An 18,085-nucleotide genomic window follows, 5' to 3' on the forward strand; every position below is an offset into this window, starting at 1 on the left:
CCGGACCCAACTCCAAATACACCGAAACACCCTCCGCCTCCAACACCCGCAACCCGTCCAGAAAACGCACCGGACGACGCACATGACGCACCCAGTAATCCGCAGAGCACACCTCGTCCGCATCCGCCAAAGCACCCGTCACATTCGAAACAAGCGGAATACTCGGCGCCCGATAAACCACCGTCTCCGCGACCCGACGGAAATCATCCAACATCCCGTCCATATGACGCGAATGAAACGCATGACTGACCGTCAGCCGCTTCGCGCGACGACCCCGAGACCGCCACTCCGAAACGAACTCCTCAACAGCCTCCACATCACCCGAAACCACCACCGACGACGCACTGTTCACCGCCGCGACCTCCACACGCCCCGCGAAAACACCACCACCACCAAGAGCCGACAGAACCTCCCCCTCCGCCCCCTCGACCGCCGCCATACCACCCGCAAGCTCGACACCCTGCATCAACCGCCCACGAGCCGCCACCAACCGCACCGCATCCGACAACGAGAACACCCCCGCCACATGAGCAGCCGCGATCTCCCCCACCGAATGACCCATCACAAAATCCGGACGCACACCCCACGAACCCACCAACCGGAACAGCGCCACCTCCACAGCGAAAATCGCCGCCTGCGCATACACCGTCCGATCCAACACACCACCCAAACCCCCCGACATCACCTCACCCAACGAACACTCGAACTCACCCTCAAAACACCGCAGAACCTCATCCAAAGCCCCCGCGAACACCGGAAACTCAGCAGCCAACTCCCGCCCCACACCAACACGCTGACTCCCCTGCCCCGTAAACAACACCGCAGAAAGGGCAGTTCCCCCGGACACGCCGCGCACCGCTCCCCTGGCACCCTCGCCCGTCGCCACACCGGTCAGGCCGGCGAGAAGGGCTCCCCTGTCCTCGCCCAGGACGACGGCCCGGTGCTCGAACGCCGAGCGCGTGGTGGCCAGCGCCCGACCCAACGCCCGCACATCCGAACCGCCCTGGGTGCTCACGTGGTCCCGCAGCCGCTCCGCCTGCGCACGCAGCGACTCCTCCGTACGGCCGGACAGCACCCACGGCACCAGGCCTCCCGGGGCCTCCGGCTCGGGTGCGGTCTCCGGCTGAGGTTCCTCGGGGGCCTGCTCAAGGATCACGTGGGCGTTCGTGCCGCTGATCCCGAACGAGGACACACCCGCCCGGCGCGGGCGGCCCTCCGCCCCGTCCGGCCACCGGCGCGCCTCCGTCAGCACCTCCACCGCACCGGCTTCCCAGTCCACCAGTGGCGTCGGCTCGTCCGCGTGCAGAGTGCGGGGCAGCACACCGTGCCGCATCGCCATCACCATCTTGATGACCCCGCCCACACCCGCCGCAGCCTGCGCATGGCCCAGGTTGGACTTCAACGAGCCGAGCCAGAGGGGCTGTTCACCCTCGCGTCCCTGCCCGTACGTCGCCAGCAGCGCCTGCGCCTCGATCGGGTCGCCCAGCTTCGTGCCCGTACCGTGCGCCTCCACCGCGTCCACACCGTCCGCCGGTACGTCAGCGTCGGCCAGGGCCTCGCGGATGACCCGCTCCTGGGCCGGGCCGCTGGGAGCGGTCAGGCCGTTGCTCGCACCGTCCTGATTGACGGCCGACCCCTTCACCACCGCCAGCACCCGATGCCCGTTGCGCCGCGCGTCCGACAACCGCTCCAACACCAGCACACCAACACCCTCGGACCAGCCGGTACCGTCCGCACCCGCACCGAACGCCCGGCACCGCCCGTCGACCGACAGCCCGCCCTGGCGGCTGAACTCGGCGAACATGACGGGGCTCGACATGACGGACACACCTGCGGCGAGTGCGAGGGAGCACTCGTCGCGGCGGAGCGCCTGTACGGCCAGGTGGAGGGCGACGAGTGACGACGAGCACGCGGTGTCGACGGTGATGGCGGGGCCCGTGAGGCCGAGGGTGTAGGGAATCCGGCCGGAGACGACGCTGGCGGCCGTTCCGGTGCCGTAGTACCCCTCGATCTCCTCGGGGACGGTGGACAGACCCGCCGCGTAGTCGTGGTACATGACGCCCGCGTAGACGCCCGTACGGCTGCCCTTCAGCGACCTGGGGTCCATGCCGGACCGTTCCACCGCCTCCCAGGAGGTTTCCAGCAGCAGCCGCTGCTGGGGGTCCATCGCCAGCGCCTCACGCGGCGAGATCCCGAAGAACCCCGGGTCGAACTCCGCCGCGTCGTAGAGGAATCCGCCCTTGCGGGTCGCGCTCCTGCCGGGCCGGTCGGGGTCGGGGTCGAAGAGGGCGTCGGTGTCCCAGCCCCGGTCCTCGGGGAAGTCGGACACCACGTCCCCGCCCCGTTCCACCAGCTGCCACAGGTCCTCGGGCGAGCCGACGCCGCCCGGGTAGCGGCAGGCCATGCCGACGATCGCGATCGGTTCCCGCCCGCGCATCTCCGCGTCCTGGAGCAGTCCACGGGTCCGGTGCAGTTCCCGAGCAGCCCACTTCAACTTGTCCAGCAGGTTCTTGTCGTCGCTCATGTGAGGTAACTCCGCAGCGTGCGTTCGGGTGGGGCCAGGGGGAAGGGTGCCGGTCGGGGGCGGTCGGGGCAGGTCAGGAACTGCCGAACTCCTTCTCGATGACGTCGAGAATCTCGTCCGGCGTCGCCGCTTCCAGCTGGTCGGCGAAGGCGGTGCCGTCATCGGCGAAGGCAGTGCCGTCATCGGCGAAAGCCGTACCGCCATCGGAGCCCGACAGGGCCAGCAGGCTCATGAGGCGGTCGGTGACGCGCTGTCGGGCGTCACCGCCGAGGGCCGCTCCGGTCAGCGCCTGCTCGATCCGTGCGAGGTCCGCGAGGATCGGTGCGGCGCTGCTGCCGCCCGCCGGGCCGGAGGCGGTGTCCTGGCCGAGCCGGGAGTCCACGTACCGGCTGAGTTCCTCGACGGTCGGGTGGTCGAAGACGAGGGTGGCGGGCAGGCGCAGGCCGATCGCGCCGCTGAGTCGGTTGCGCAGCTCGACCGCCATCAGCGAGTCGAAGCCGAGTGCCTTGAACTGCTTGTCCACGTCCACCTGTTGGCCCGGACCGTAGCCGAGCACCCCGCTCACGTGCCCGCGTACGACGTCGAGGACGACGCGCCGGCGTTCGGTTTCGTCCAGGCTCGCCACGCGTGCCGCGAGTCCCTCGGTCGTGCTCGCGGCCCCACCGCCGGGCCGGGGGCGCGGTGCCGCGTCACCGACCAGGGGGCGCAGCACCGCCGGGACGTCCGCCGAGCCGCGTCGCCGCAGGCCGGGGAGGTCGAGCAGAGCGGGGACGACCGTGGCGCGGTCGGCCGCCAGGGCCGCGTCGAAAAGGGCGAGCCCTTCCTCGCCGGACATCCGGGCGAGGCCGAGGGAGGCGAGCCGGTCCCGGTCCACTCGGGACAGTCCGCCGGTGAGGCCGCCGTCGGAGCCCCACCAGCCCCAGGCCAGGGAGACGGCGGGCAACCCCTGCGCCCGCCGGTCGTGCGCGAGGGCGTCCAGGAAGGTGTTGGCAGCGGCGTAGCCCGCCTGGCCCGGGCTGCCGACCACGCCGGCGAAGGAGGAGAACAGGACGAACGCCGACAGGTCGAGGTGTGCCGTCAGTTCGTGCAGGTGCAGTGCCGCGTCGGCCTTGGGCCGCATGACACCGGCCAACCGGTCGGCGGTCAGCGTCTCGACCACACCGTCATCAAGAACGGCGGCACTGTGCACCACACCCGTGAGCGGCCGGTCACCCGGGATCGACGACAACAAAGCCGCCACCGCCTCACGGTCACCCACATCACACGCCTCGACACGGACACACGCACCCGCCCCTTCAAGCTCCCCCACCAGATCACCCACACCCTCGGCCGCCGCACCACGCCGCGAGACCAACAACAGATCCCGCACCCCATACACAGCGACAAGCCGACGCGCCACCAACGCACCCAGACCACTCGTGCCACCCGTCACCAGCACCGTGCCACCCGGACGGAACACCACCGGACCATCAGCCCCCGAAGCAACCGCGAGCCGCACAAGACCAGGAACAAACGGCATCCCGCCCCGCACCGCCACCTGCGGCTCCGCCACACCCAGCGCCATACGCACCGCGGCCTCCTCCGCCACCGCGTCAAGACCCCGCTCCACATCCACCAGAACCAACCGCCCCGGATGCTCCGCCTGCGCCGAACGCACCAGACCCCACACCGAAGCCGCCCCCAGACCCCGGACACGCTCGCCGCCAACCACACCCACAGCACCCCGCGTCACCACCACCAACCGCGCATCAGCAAACCGCTCATCCGACAGGAATTCCCGAACAGCCTTGAGTGCGTGAACCGTTGTCGCCTCACCGGCGTCGTCGTGGCCGGGGGCCCCGGCGCGCCACAGCAGCACGTCCGGGGTCGTCCCTTCCGCAACGGGGGCGCCCCACTCGGCCCATTCGGGCACGGGCGACGGGGAGCCGCCGCGTACCGCGGTCCACTCCACGGTGAACAGCGCGTCCCGTGCCGCCTCGGACTGCGAGCGCAGCTGTTCCCGCTCCACCGGGCGGGTGGCCAGCCGGTCCACGGCGAGCACAGGCGTGCCCTTCTCGTCCACCACCCTGACGGACAGGTCACCGTCCGCCGAGGGCGCGAAGGCCGCCCGCAGCACACCGGACGCGCCCGCACCGGACACCTCGACCCCGGACCATACGAACGGCAGGCGCACCTCGTCGGCGGCCGGGTCGATCGACGGGTGGAAGACGGCGTCCAGCAGGGCGGGGTGCACCCCGAATCCGGCGGTCGGGACGTCCGGCGCGGCGGGCGGCGCGATCTCGGCGTAGATCTCCGCGCCGCGCCGCCAGACGGCCCGCACGCCCTGGAAGGCCGGGCCGTACGCGTAACCCTGGTCGGCCAGCCGGTCGTACAGGTCGCTCACATCGGTCTTCTCGGCGTCGCGCGGCGGCCATGCGGCCAGGTCGGCGGCGGCGAACGGCCCTTCGGCGGCGGTCAGGACGCCGGTGGCGTGCAGGGCCCAGGTCTCGTCGCCGAGCAGCCCGCCGCCGGTGTCCGTACCGTCGGCGTCGGGGCAGGAGTGCACGGTGACCGCGCGTCGGCCGCTCTCGTCGGGACCGGCCACCGCGATCTGGAGGCGTACGCCCGCCGTCTCGCCCAGCACCAGCGGTTTGCGCAGGGCCAGTTCCTCCAGGCGTCCGCACCCGAGTCGGCCACCGGCCTGGAGGGCCAGTTCGACGAGGACCGCGCCGGGCAGCACGGGGAGTCCGAAGACCGCGTGGTCGGCGAGCCACGGCTGTTCCGCCAGGGAGAGCCTGCCGGTCCACACCGCGCCCCGGTCCTCCGGCAGGGTCACCACCGCGCCCAGCAGGGGGTGTTCGGCGGCCAGCAGGCCCAGGCCCGTCACATCGCCACGCCGGGACGAGGCCGCGTCCAGCCAGTAGCGCTCCCGCTGGAACGCGTACGTCGGCAGGTCGACGATGCGGCCGCCGGTTCCGGCGAACACCGCGTCCCAGTCGACGGGCAGACCGCGGACGTGTCCTTCGGCGAGGGAGGTCAGGAACCGCTGTCGGTCGCCCTCGTCGCGGCGCAGGGTGCCGAGGGCCGCGGCGGAGGAACCGGTGTCCTCGAAGATCTCCTCCAGGCCCACGGTGAGGACCGGGCGGGCGCTCGATTCGATGAAGATCCCGAATCCGTCCGCCAGCAGGGCGCGTACGGCAGCGTCGAACCGGACCTCCTGGCGCAGGTTCGTGTACCAGTACGCGGCATCGAGGCCGGACGTGTCGAACAGACCGCCGGTGACCGTCGAGTAGAACGGGACCGCGCCGCGTCGTGGTGTGATGTCCGCGAGGTCGGTGAGGATCTGCTCGCGGATGGTCTCCACCTGGGCGGAGTGCGAGGCGTAGTCCACCGGGATGCGCCGCGCCCGTACGCCGTCGGCCTCACAGGCGGTCAACAGCTCCTCCAGGGCGTCCGGTTCACCGGAGACGACGGTCGTCCCGGGGCCGTTGACGGACGCGACGGAGATCCGCCCGTCCCAGCGGACGAGCCGCTCGCGGACCTCGTCGGCGGGCAGCGGGACGGACACCATGCCGCCCCGGCCCGACAGCGTCGCGGCGATGGCCCGGGCCCGCAGCGCGAGCACCTTGGCGGCGTCCTCCAGGGACAGTGCGCCGGACACGACGGCCGCGGCTATCTCTCCCTGGCTGTGTCCGACGACGGCGGCGGGCCGCACGCCCACCGACTCCCACAGGGCCGCGAGGGACACCATGACGGCCCACAGCGCGCACTGCACGACCACGACGTCGTCCAGTGACGGGGCGCCCTCGTCGCCGCGCACGGCGTCGGTGACGGACCAGCCGACGTACGGGCGGAGCGCGGCGTCGCACGCGGCGAGCCGGGCGGCGAACACGGGTGAGGTGTCGAGGAGTCCGGCCGCCATGCCGGGCCACTGCGAGCCCTGGCCGGGGAAGACGAACACGGTCCTGCCCGGCTCCTCGGGGGCTGTGCCGGTGATCACTCCGGGGGCGGGCAGCCCGTCGGCCAGGGCGGTGAGGGCCGCGAGGGCCGCGGTGCGGTCCGCGGCGAGCACGACGCCCCGGTGTTCGAGGTGGGCGCGGGTCTTGGCGAGGGAGACGCCGATGTCGGACGCGCGCAGGGCGGTGTCGGCCTCCGTGAAGGCGGCGAGCCGTTCGGCCTGGGCGCGGAGGGCGGCCTCGGTGCGGCCGGAGAGGGGCCAGGGCAGCGGGGCGGCCGGGCCGCTGTCGGCGGCGGCGTCGAACCGGTCCTCCTCGGGGGCCTCTGTGGGGACCTGGCCCTCCTCGGGGGCCTCTTCGAGGATCACGTGCGCGTTGGTCCCGCTGATGCCGAAGGAGGAGACGCCCGCCCTGCGGGGGCGGCCGCCGGTGGTCCACGGTGTCGGCTCGGTGAGCAGTTCGACCGCGCCGGCGCTCCAGTCCACGTGCGGGGACGGTTCGTCCGCGTGCAGGGTGGGCGGCAGCACCCCGTGCCGCATGGCCTGCACCATCTTGACCACGCCCGCCACGCCCGCGGCGGCCTGGGCGTGCCCGATGTTGGACTTGACGGAGCCGAGCCGCAGCGGCCGGCCGGCGGGACGGTCCTGGCCGTAGGTGGCCAGGAGCGCCTGCGCCTCGATGGGGTCGCCGAGGGTGGTGCCGGTGCCGTGGGCCTCGACGGCATCGACGTCGGCGGACGACAGCCCGGCGCCGGCCAGGGCGGTCCGGATCACCTGCTGCTGGGCGGGGCCGTTGGGCGCGGTGAGGCCGTTGCTCGCGCCGTCCTGGTTGACGGCGCTGCCCCGGATCACGGCGAGGACCTGATGACCGTTGCGGCGGGCGTCGGAGAGGCGTTCCACCAGCAGCACGCCGACGCCCTCGGACCAGCCCGCGCCGTCCGCCGCCGCCGAGAAGGCCTTGCAGCGGCCGTCCGGGGCCATGCCCCGCTGCCTGCTGAACTCGACGAACAACCAGGGCGTCGCCATGACCGCCACCCCGCCCGCGAGTGCCAGGGAGCACTCACCCGAGCGCAGTGCCTGCACGGCCAGGTGCAGGGCGACCAGCGAGGAGGAGCAGGCCGTGTCGACGGTGACGGCGGGACCTTCGAGGCCGAAGGTGTAGGCGACACGGCCGGAGGCGACACTGCCCTGGGTGCTGGTGACCGCGTAGCCCTCCAGGCCCTCGGGGGTCTCGGACTCGGCCCCGTAGTCGTGGTGCATGACCCCGGTGAACACGCCCGTGGGGCTGCCCTTCAGCGTCCTCGGGTCGATCCCGGACCGTTCCACCGCCTCCCAGGAGGTCTCCAGGAGGAGCCGTTGCTGCGGGTCCATCGACAGCGCCTCGCGCGGCGAGATCCCGAAGAAGCCCGCGTCGAAGTCGCCCGCCTCGTGCAGGAAGCCGCCCTCGCGTGCGTACGTCTTGCCGGTGGCCGCGGGATCCGGGTCGTAGAGGTCCCGGTCCCAGCCCCGGTCGGTGGGGAAGAAGGACACCGCGTCGCCGCCCTGCTCGACGAGCCGCCACAGGTCCTCCGGGGAGGCCACGCCGCCGGGATAGCGGCAGGCCATGCCGACGATCGCGATCGGTTCGGCGGCGTCCGCCACAGTCCGCTCCGCCGCGGGGGCCGCGGTCGCCACGCCGAGGACCTCGGTCCGCAGGTACTCGGCGAGCAGCGCGGGGGTGGGGCGGTCGAAGACGAGCGTGGCGGGCAGCCGCTGCCCGGTGGCCGCGTTGAGGCGGTTGCGCAGTTCGACGGCGGTGAGCGAGTCGAAGCCGAGCTCCTGGAACGGGCGGGACGCGGCGACCGCCGCCGCGTCGGCGTGGCCGAGGACGGTCGCGACCTGCGCGCGGACGAGGTCGAGGAGCGTGCGGCGCTGTTCGTCCTCGCCGAGGCCGGACAGCTGCCGGGCGAGGCCGGTGCCGCCCATGGCGTCGGCGGGGGCCGCGGTCCTGCGAGCCGGGGTCCGCACGAGGCCGCGGAAGAGGGGCCGCAGCATTCCGGCGGCGGCCTCGGTGCGCAGCGTGGCCATGTCCAGGCGTACGGGCACCAGATGGGCGTCGTCCCGGGTGACCGCTTCGTCGAGCAGGGCCAGACCCAGGTCGGCGGGCAGCGGCTGGATTCCGGCGCGCCGCATCCAGGCCAGGTCGTCGTCGGCGAGGTGGCCGAGCATGTCCCCGGAGTCGGCCCACAGGCCCCAGGCCAGGGCATGGGCGGGCAGTCCGTGGGCGCGGCGGTGCTGGGCGAGGGCGTCCAGGAAGGCGTTGGCAGCCGCGTAGTTGGCCTGTCCCGGGTTGCCGAAGGTGCCCGCGACCGAGGAGAACAGGACGAACGCCGACAGGTCGAGGCCACGGGTCAGCTCGTGCAGGTTGAGCGCGGCGTCGACCTTCGGGCGCAGCACCCGCAGCAGGCGTTCGGGGGTCAGGGAGGTCAGCAGTCCGTCGTCGAGGACACCGGCGGCGTGGATCACACCGGTCAGCGGGCGGTCGGCCGGGACGGTGTCGAGCAGGGCGGCCAGTGCCCGGCGGTCGGCCGCGTCGCAGGCGGCGATGCCGACGTGCTCGGCTCCCGCCTCGGTCAGCGCCGCGACGAGTGCGTCCGCTCCCGGCGCGTCCTTGCCGCGTCGGCTGGTCAGCAGCAGGTTCCGTACGCCGTGCTCGGTGACCAGGTGCCGGGCGAGCAGGCCCCCGAGGGCTCCGGTGCCACCGGTGATCAGGACGGTGCCGTGCGGGCCGAACGGTGTCCGGGTGGTGTCCGGCCGGTCCGCCGCCCGGCTCAGGCGCGGTGTCAGGGCCGTGCCCTCACGCACGGCGATCTGCGGTTCCTGTGCGGCGACCGCCGCCGCGACCGCCGCGGGCAGGGCGTCGTGGGAGGCGTCGAGGCCGTCGGTGTCCACCAGGACGAAGCGGCCGGGGTGCTCCGACTGGGCCGAGCGCAGCAGGCCCCACACCGGGGCGTGTGCCAGGTCCGCCGGGTCCTCGCCGGGGCGCGCGCAGAGGGCTTTCCGGGTGACGACGGCGAGCAGGGAGTCGGCGGTGCGCTCGTCGGCGAGCCAGTCCCGGGCGAGGGCCAGCGCCTCGGTGGTCGCCGTGTGCGCGGCGGCGGCGAGCGTGGCTTCCGCGTCGGCCGGGGTGAGGGGGGCGATGACGACCGGCGGCATGTCGCCCTCCCCGGCCAGGGCCGCCAGGGCGGGTGCGTGGCGGGCCGCGTCGGACCATCCGGCCTCCGGCGCGCCGAGCACCGCGAAGCCGCCCATGTCCGGCGTGGTGTCACCGACGGGCAGGGGGGTCCACTCGGTGCGGAACAGCGCGTTGCGCGTGACGTCCGCCGTGGCCGCCGCGAGGCGCCCGCCCGTGACCTCGCGCAGCGTCAGGGACGCGACCGAGGCGACCGGCGCGCCGGAGGCGTCGGCGACGGCCACGGCCACCGTGTCCCCGCCGACCGGGGACACCCGTACGCGTACGGTGTCGGCGCCGGTGGCGTACAGGGTGACGCCGCTCCAGGCGAACGGCAGCCGCAGCCGGGCGTCGGCCGCGTCGAGGCCGTCCAGCAGCGCGGGGTGCAGCGCGGCGTCGAGCAGGGCCGGGTGGATACCGAACTCGCCTGCTGCCGAGGCCTGTTCCTCGGGCAGGGCGATCTCCGCGCAGATGTCGTCACCGACACGCCAGGCGGCCCGCAGGCCCTGGAAGGCGGGGCCGTAGCCGTAGCCCGCTTCGCCCGCCCGCTCGTAGAAGGAGTCGACGTCGATCCGGTCGGCGCCCGGCGGGGGCCAGGCCTCCTGCGCGGCGGGGGCCGCCGCGTCCGGCAGGCCCAGCAGGCCGGTGGCGTGCAGGGTCCACGGCTCGTCGAGAGCGTCGTCCGGGTCCGTCCCGGGCCTGGCGTACACCGCCACCTGGCTGCGCCCGTCGACGTCCGGGCGGGTGACGGTCACCTGCACCTGGGCGCCACCGCGTGACGGCAGCAGCAGGGGTGCCTGGAGCGTGAGTTCCTCGATCCGCTCGCAGCCCACCGCGTCCCCCGCCCGCAGGGCGAGCTCCACGAACGCGGCGCCGGGCAGCAGCGGGGCACCGCTCGCCGTGTGGTCGGCGAGCCAGGGGTGGGTGTGCAGGGACAGGCGGCCCGTGAGGAGGACACCGCCGTCGGACGCGGAGTGCGCGAGCGCTCCCAGCAGCGGGTGGTCCACCGCGCCGAGGCCCAGGCCGGCGGGGTCGCCGGCCTCCGCGCCGGTGGGCTCCAGCCAGTGGCGGGTGCGCTGGAAGGCGTACGTGGGCAGCTCGCCGAGCCGCGCCCCGGTGCCCGCGAAGAGGGCCTTGCGGTCGACGCCGGGCAGACCGCGTACATAGCCCTGGGCGAGGGAGGTGAGGAAGCGGTCGCGGCCGCCCTCGTCACGGCGCAGCGATCCGATCGCCACCGCTTCGGTCTCCGCCTCCTCGGCGGTCGCCTCCACGCCGGTGGTCAGCACGGGGTGCGCGCTGGCCTCGACGAAGAACCGGAAGCCGTCGGCGAGCAGCACCCGCACGGTGTTCTCGAAGTCGACCGGCTGCCTGGCGTTGTCGAACCAGTACGCGGCCGTCAGTTCGGCGTGGTCGCGGCGAGTGGCGGTGACCGTGGAGTAGAAGGGCACGTCGCCCCTCATCGGGGTGATGTCGGCGAAGAGGGCGAGGATCTCCTCGCGCAGCGGATCGACCTGGTCGCAGTGCGAGGCGACGGTCGATCCCACGATCCGCGCCCGTACGTCGTCCTGGTGGCACGCGGCGACGAACTCCTCCAGCGCCGGGACGTCCCCAGCCACGGTCGAGGCGCGAGGACCGTTGCGCCCGGCGACCGCCAGCCGCCCGTGCCACGGTGCGAGCCGCTGCGCCACATCAGCGGCGGGCAGCGCCACCGAGGCGACCGCGCCGCGGCCCGCCAGCTCACGGGCGAACAGGGCACTGCGGTGCACGACGAGCCGGGCCGCGTCGCGCAGGGACAGCGCCCCGGCGACGTACGCGGCGGCGATCTCGCCCTGGCTGTGGCCCACCACCGCGTCGGGCCGCACACCGGAGGCCCGCCACACGGCGGCCAGTGCCACGTTCACCGCGAACAGCACCGGCTGGAGGATCTCGATGCGCTCGGCGGAGGGGGCGGCCGGGTCCTGGCGAAGGACGTCGGCGACCGACCAGTCCACGAACTCGCCCAGTGCCGAGTCGACTTCGGTGAGCGTGTCCGCGAAGACCGCTGACTGGCCGAGGAGTTCGGCGGCCATCCCGGCCCACTGGGAGCCCTGGCCGGGGAAGACGAACACGGTCCGGCCGCGTACGTCCGCCGTGCCGGAGACCACACCCGGGGCGGGAAGCCCCTCGGCCAGCGCGGTCAGGACGCCCAGGCCCGCCGCCCGGTCCGGGACCAGCAGCACAGCGCGGGAGTCGTGGACCGCACGCGACGCGGCCAGCGACCAGCCCACGTCCAGCGGCGACAGCAGGGGCGCCGCCTCGGTGAACTCGCCCAGCCGTCGTGCCTGTTCGCGCAGTGCCTGCGGCGAGGATCCGGAGAGCACCCACGGCACCGGGGTTCCGGAGGCGCCGTCGACGAGGCCCGGGCCGCCGTGCGTACCCGTCGGCTCCGGCCGCAGGTCGGTGAAGTCCGGATCGCCGCTGCCGGTGGGGGCTTCTTCCAGGATCAGGTGGGCGTTGGTGCCGCTGATGCCGAACGACGACACGCCCGCCCGGCGCGGACGCCCGGCCGGTGTCCACGGCTCGGGGGCGGTCAGCAGCTCCATCGAGCCCGCCGACCAGTCGATGTGCGGCGACGGCTCGGCCACGTGCAGGGTGCGGGGCAACACACCGTGCCGCATCGCCAGCACCGTTTTGATGACCCCGGCCGCACCCGCCGCCGCCTGGGTGTGACCGATGTTGGACTTGACGGAGCCGAGCCGCAGCGGGCGGTCGGCGGGGCGGTCCTGGCCGTAGGCGGCGAGCAGCGCCTGCGCTTCGATGGGGTCGCCCAGCTTGGTGCCGGTGCCGTGGGCCTCCACCGCGTCGACATCACCGGGCGTCAGGCCCGCGTCGGTCAGGGCGGCGTGGATGACGCGCTGCTGGGCGGGGCCGTGCGGGGCGGTGAGGCCGTTGCTCGCGCCGTCCTGGTTGACGGCGCTGCCCCGGATCACGGCGAGGACCTGATGACCGTTGCGGCGGGCGTCGGAGAGGCGTTCCACCAGCAGCACGCCGACGCCCTCGGACCAGCCGGTACCGTCCGCGGTCGACGAGAACGCCTTGCAGCGCCCGTCGGGCGACAGCGCGCCCTGGCGGCTGAGCTCCACGAACATGCCCGGCGTCGGCATGACCGTCACGCCGCCCGCCAGGGCCATCGAGCACTCCCCCGAGCGCAGCGAGCGCACCGCCCAGTGAAGGGCGACCAGGGAGGAGGAGCAGGCCGTGTCCACGGTGACGGCGGGACCTTCGAGCCCGAGGGTGTACGCGACGCGACCGGAGGCCACGCTGATCGTGCCGCCCGTCAGCCGGTGCCCGTCGACGCCCTCGGCACCGTCCTGAAGGAGGGGCCCGTACTCCTGGTACATCGCGCCGAAGAACACACCCGTCCTGCTGCCGCGCACCGACGCCGGGTCCAGGCCCGCCCGCTCCACGGCCTCCCAGGAGGTCTCCAGGAGCAGCCTCTGCTGCGGGTCCATCGCCAGCGCCTCGCGCGGCGAGATCCCGAAGAAGTCCGGGTCGAAGTCGACGGCGTCGCGGAGGAAGCCGCCGTGCCGCACATAGCTGGTGCCGCGCCGTTCCGACTGCGGGTCGTACAGCTTCTCCAGGTCCCAGCCGCGGTTGTCCGGAAAGTCACCGATCACGTCCCGCTCGGCGGCGATCAGGTCCCACAGGTCCTCGGGGCTCGTCACGCCGCCGGGGAAGCGGCAGGCCATGGAGACGATCGCGATCGGCTCGTCGTCGCCCGTCGTCCGCACGGGTGCGGCGTCCGCCGCCCGCACGGGCGTCCCGCCACCGCCGCGCAGCCTGCCCTCCAGGTACGCGGCCGTCGCGGCGGGCGTCGGGTGGTCGAACAGGGCCGTGGTGGTGAGGTTGACGGCGGTCGCCGTCCGCAGGCGGCCGCGCAGATCGACCATGGCGACGGAGTCGAAGCCGAGGGCCTTGAACGTGCGGTCCATGTCGATGTCGTGGGGCGTGGGGTGGCCGAGGACGGCGGCCACCTCATCGCGTACGAGATCCAGGAGGGGCACGTCGTCGGGGAGCCGGTCTCCGGGCGCCGGGGGCCGCTCGTCGGCGGCGGGCGGCTGCATGTCCTGGGGGGAGGGGCGTACGTCGCCGGGGAGCGGTTCGCCGCCCTCGGCCCGCCCGGGCCCAGGGGCGGCGGATGCGGTCTGCGGGGTCGGCGCGGTCGCCGCGTCCAGCCAGTGGCCGCGCCTCTGGAACGCGTACGTCGGCAGCCCGTCGGCCCTCGGCCCGGGGCCGGCCAGCGCGGTCCAGTCGATGTCGACGCCGTGGGTCCAGGCCTCGGCGGCCGACAGCAGGAAGCGGTCCCAGCCGCCCTCGCCCCGGCGGAGTGTGCCGACGGCCAGGCCGTGTTCGTCCGCGCCCGCCGCCTCCAGGGTCTCCTCCACCCCGGCGACCAGGACCGGGTGGGGGCTCACCTCGACAAAGCGGGTGTGCCCGTCCGCGACGGCGGCCCGCACGTTCTGTTCGAAGCGCACGGTGCGGCGCAGGTTCTCGTACCAGTAGGCGGCGTCCAGCTCGTGCCCGGTCAGGGTGGTGCCGGTGACGCCCGAGTGGAACGGCACGTGGGCCGCGCCGGGCCGGACACCGGCCAGGGCGCTCAGCACCTCGTCCCGGACCGCCTCGACCTCGGCGCAGTGCGAGGCATAGTCCACCGGGACCCGGCGGGCCCGTATCCCCTCGGCCTCGCAGTGGGCCGTCAGCTCGTCCAGTGCTGCGGGGGCGCCGGACACCACGGTCGCCGAGGGGCTGTTGACCGCGGCGACGGAGAGCCGGCCGCCGAATCCGTCGATCAGCCGCCCGGCCGCCGCCTCGCCCAGCGCGAGGGCGACCATGCCTCCGCGCCGCGACAGCCCGTCGCGGATCACCGCGCTGCGCAGGGCCACGACGCGCGCGCCGTCCTCCAGGGTCAGGGCTCCGGCGACCACCGCGGCCGCGATCTCGCCCTGCGAGTGCCCCAGCACCGCCGACGGCCGCAGGCCCGCCGCACGCCACACCTCGGCGAGGGACACCATGACGGCCCACAGCGCGGGCTGGACCACATCGACGCGGTCCAGCGGGTTGCCGTCGGCCGTGTCGCGGACGACGTCGGTGAGCGACCAGTCGACGTAGGGAGCGAGGGCCTGTTCACACTGCGCCATCCGCTCGGCGAACACCGTGGAGCCGTCCAGGAGCCGGGCGGCCATGCCCTGCCACTGCGAGCCCTGCCCGGGGAAGACGAAGACCGCTTCGGACGACGCGTCACCGCGGACGGTGCCGCGGACCACCTGGGCCGCGCCCGTGCCCGCGGCGAGCATGCCGAGTCCGGTGCGCAGGGCGGTGGCGTCCTCGCCGACGACGACGGCACGGTGTTCCAGGGACGCACGCCCCGTGGCCAACGCGCGGGCGACGGCGGCCGGTTCGGTCTCCGGGTGCCGGTCCACGTACGTCTCCAGCCGTTCCGCCTGGGCGCGCACCGCCGCCGCGCCACGGGCCGAGAGGGGCCAGGCGTGCGCGCCGCGACCCGGCCTCGGTCGCGGGCCGGCGGCCTTCGGCGGGGCGGGGGCGTCGCCGATGATGACGTGACAGTTGGTGCCGCCGAGGCCGAAGGAGGAGACTCCGGCGAGCAGCCGCCCGTGCTCCCCCTCCCAGGGCTCGTGTTCGGTCTGCACGCTCAGGTTCCACCGGTCGAGGGGGATGTCCGGGTGCGACTCCTGCTGATGGAGCGTCGGCACGAGCGCACGCCGGCTGACGCAGGAGACGACCTTCAGCAGTCCGGCGATGCCGGCCGCCCCTTCCAGGTGGCCGATGTTGGTCTTCACGGAGCCGACGCGTACGGGGCTGCCGCCGGGGCGCTGCGCACCGAGGGCGCGGCCGATGGCTTCGGCCTCCAGGGGGTCGCCGACGCGGGTGCCGGTGCCGTGCAGTTCGACGCACTGGACATCGGAGGGCGCGATACCGGCCGAGGCACACGCCTCATGGATCAGTTCGCTCTGGGCGTCGGCGCTCGGGACGGTCAGCCCGTCACCCCCGCCGTCGTTGTTGACGGCACTGCCCTCGATCACGGCGAGCACGCGGTCGCCGTCGGCGAGGGCCCGCTCCAGGGGCTTCAGGAGGACGAGGCCACCGCCCTCGCCGCGCGCGTACCCGTTGGCGCGTGCGTCGAAGGTGTAGCAGCGACCGTCGGGCGAGAGCGCGCCGAAGCGCTCCAGGCGGCTGGTGCTGTCCTCGGAGAGGATGAGGTTGACCCCGCCCGCGAGCACGAGGTCGGACTCGCCGCGCAGCAGGCTCTGTACGCCGAGGTGCACGGCGACGAGCGAGGAGGACTGCCCGCTGTCCACCAGGACGCTGGGCCCGCGCAGGCCCAGGCAGTAGGAGATGCGGTTGGCGATGAAGCTGCGCTGCGTGCCGGTCAGGGTGTGCCGGGTGATCGCGTCGTCGCCGCCGGGGCGCAGGAGGGACGCGTAGTCGTCGTTGATCGCGCCGATGAAGACGCCGGTCCTGGTGGAGCGCAGGGAGTCGGGGGCGACCTGGCCGTTCTCCAGCGCCTCCCAGCTCAGCTCAAGCGCCAGCCGCTGCTGGGGGTCCATCGCGGCCGCTTCGGCGGGCGACACCTCGAAGAAGTCCGCATCGAAGCCGTCCACCGTATCCAGGTAGCCGCCGGGCAGACCTGACGCGCGGCCGCGCCGCCCGGCGGGGAACTCCCCGAGCCCGGACCGGCCGTTGCTGAGCATTTCCCAGAATTCCTCGGGGCTCGCCGCTCCGGGAAACCGGCAGGAGAATCCCACGATCGCGACCCGCGCACCGGAGTCCTGGCCGTTGCGCCCAGAAATACTCGTCCCACTCACGGCGAAACCTTTCCAATAAGCAGCCAGAACAACGTGCACGAACACGACGGGATGGCAGGCCGGAACGACCTTCGGAAGAACAGGTAAGGCGCGCGCTCGATACCGCGCACCGAATGTCGCCGCCGGCGCCTGCCGAAAGAGCAGTAAATACCGACGGGAAGCAGCAGGTAACACCTTCGGATGAAATTCCGTCAAGGCGTGAAAAATTCGGGCGAACAGCGCATCGCGCCACCGGTGGAGCTCGGGGAAAACAGGGGCGCCACCCCGGCCCCGCCAGGGACGTCACCCCAGCCGACGGAGGCTCAGGAAGCGATTCTCCAGGGGAGCCACGAGCCGGGGCGACATCTGCTCCGCACCGCTCTCCGCATCACCACACGCATACCCATTCCCCCGTTGCAATCGATCGTGTTCGTCGCGAGGAGAGAGCCTCCGGCAGGCCTCGCGATAAAACGAGACTTCCAGCCGATCCCCTCGGTTACCGGCAAGTATGGCACGGTGCGGTTTCAGCACGGTTTCAGCAGACGGATCAGCTTGCCCCCGGCAGCGGAAAGGGCACGTCCGGGCGGTTGTGAACCGGACAGGAGAGCGATCAGATAGTACGGTCGGTCCGCAATGACCCGCTCGGAACGTCGACGGAAGTGCGTTCCCAGCGAAATCCTCCCGATATCCTCCCGTTCCGGGAATCTCAGCCGAGGGAAGACCGCATGGTTCATCGGAAACGCACCATGAAACTCGGGGCCATCATCGACGGCCCGGGATCGCACATAGCCGCCTGGCGGCACCCGTCCACCCCGCTCGACGCCCAGCTCGACTTCGCCTTCCACCTGGCCTGCGCCCGCACGCTCGAACGGGGCCGGTTCGACTGTCTCTTCGTGCCCGACGTGGTGGCCGTCTGGGGCACCGACGTCCAGCACATCAGCCGCACCGCACGCAACGAGCACCTCGAACCGCTGGGCCTGCTGGCCGCCTACGCCACCGGGACCGAGCACATCGGGCTCGCGTCGACGGCGACCACGACCTACAACGAGCCGTACGACATCGCCCGCCGGTTCACCTCCCTGGACCGGATCAGCGGCGGCCGGGCAGGCTGGAACGTCGTCACCTCCGCCGCGCCGTGGGAGTCCCGCAACTTCGGCTTCCCCGAGCACATGGAGCACGACCGGCGCTATATTCGCGCCGAGGAGTTCATCGGTGTCACCAAACGCCTCTGGGAGGCGGGCGGCGAGGGACGGAAGGACTCCGCACGCGGCGAGTTCTTCGACGTCCGGGGCCCGTTGAACCTGCCGCCCTCCCCTCAGGGACGTCCTGTGATCTTCCAGGCCGGGGCCTCCCCGGTGGGCCGGGAATTCGCGGCACGGCACGCCGAGGTGATCTTCACCCGGCACACCCGGCTGTCGGACGGCCAGGAGACCTACGCCGACCTGAAGCGGCGGGTGGTCTGTTAACTGCACCAACTTGGTGATCCGCTCGACTCGGGGGCCGTGACTCGTGAGCATTTGGACGTGCATGAGACTCCTTCGCTTCATCGAGATCTGATTGACGGACGTGCTCGG

Annotated in this window: 3 protein-coding genes; 1 reads left to right on the top strand and 2 read right to left on the bottom strand. The window is 73.2% G+C overall.

Going from position 1 to position 18,085, the window contains the following annotated elements; all coding sequences use genetic code 11:
• Together CIB93_RS34935 and CIB93_RS34940 are read right to left on the bottom strand one after the other, a co-directional pair.
• Positions 1 to 2,524, bottom strand: a 2,524-nt coding sequence (locus tag CIB93_RS34935; RefSeq protein ID WP_143660125.1) for a type I polyketide synthase, incomplete at its 3' end; no start/stop codon positions are given.
• Positions 2,525 to 2,597: 73 nt separating this feature from the next.
• Entirely contained in the window at positions 2,598 to 16,532 is a 13,935-nt protein-coding gene (locus CIB93_RS34940) for a type I polyketide synthase (RefSeq protein WP_257002504.1), read from the bottom strand.
• Positions 16,533 to 17,236: 704 nt separating this feature from the next.
• On the opposite strand from CIB93_RS34940, the gene CIB93_RS34945 reads away from it, so the two are divergent.
• Entirely contained in the window at positions 17,237 to 17,977 is a 741-nt protein-coding gene (locus tag CIB93_RS34945; protein ID WP_096632814.1) for an LLM class flavin-dependent oxidoreductase, read from the top strand.
• The last annotated feature ends 108 nt before the right edge of the window (positions 17,978 to 18,085 follow it).

The organism is Streptomyces sp. WZ.A104 (assembly GCF_002382885.1).
Classification (GTDB): domain Bacteria; phylum Actinomycetota; class Actinomycetes; order Streptomycetales; family Streptomycetaceae; genus Streptomyces.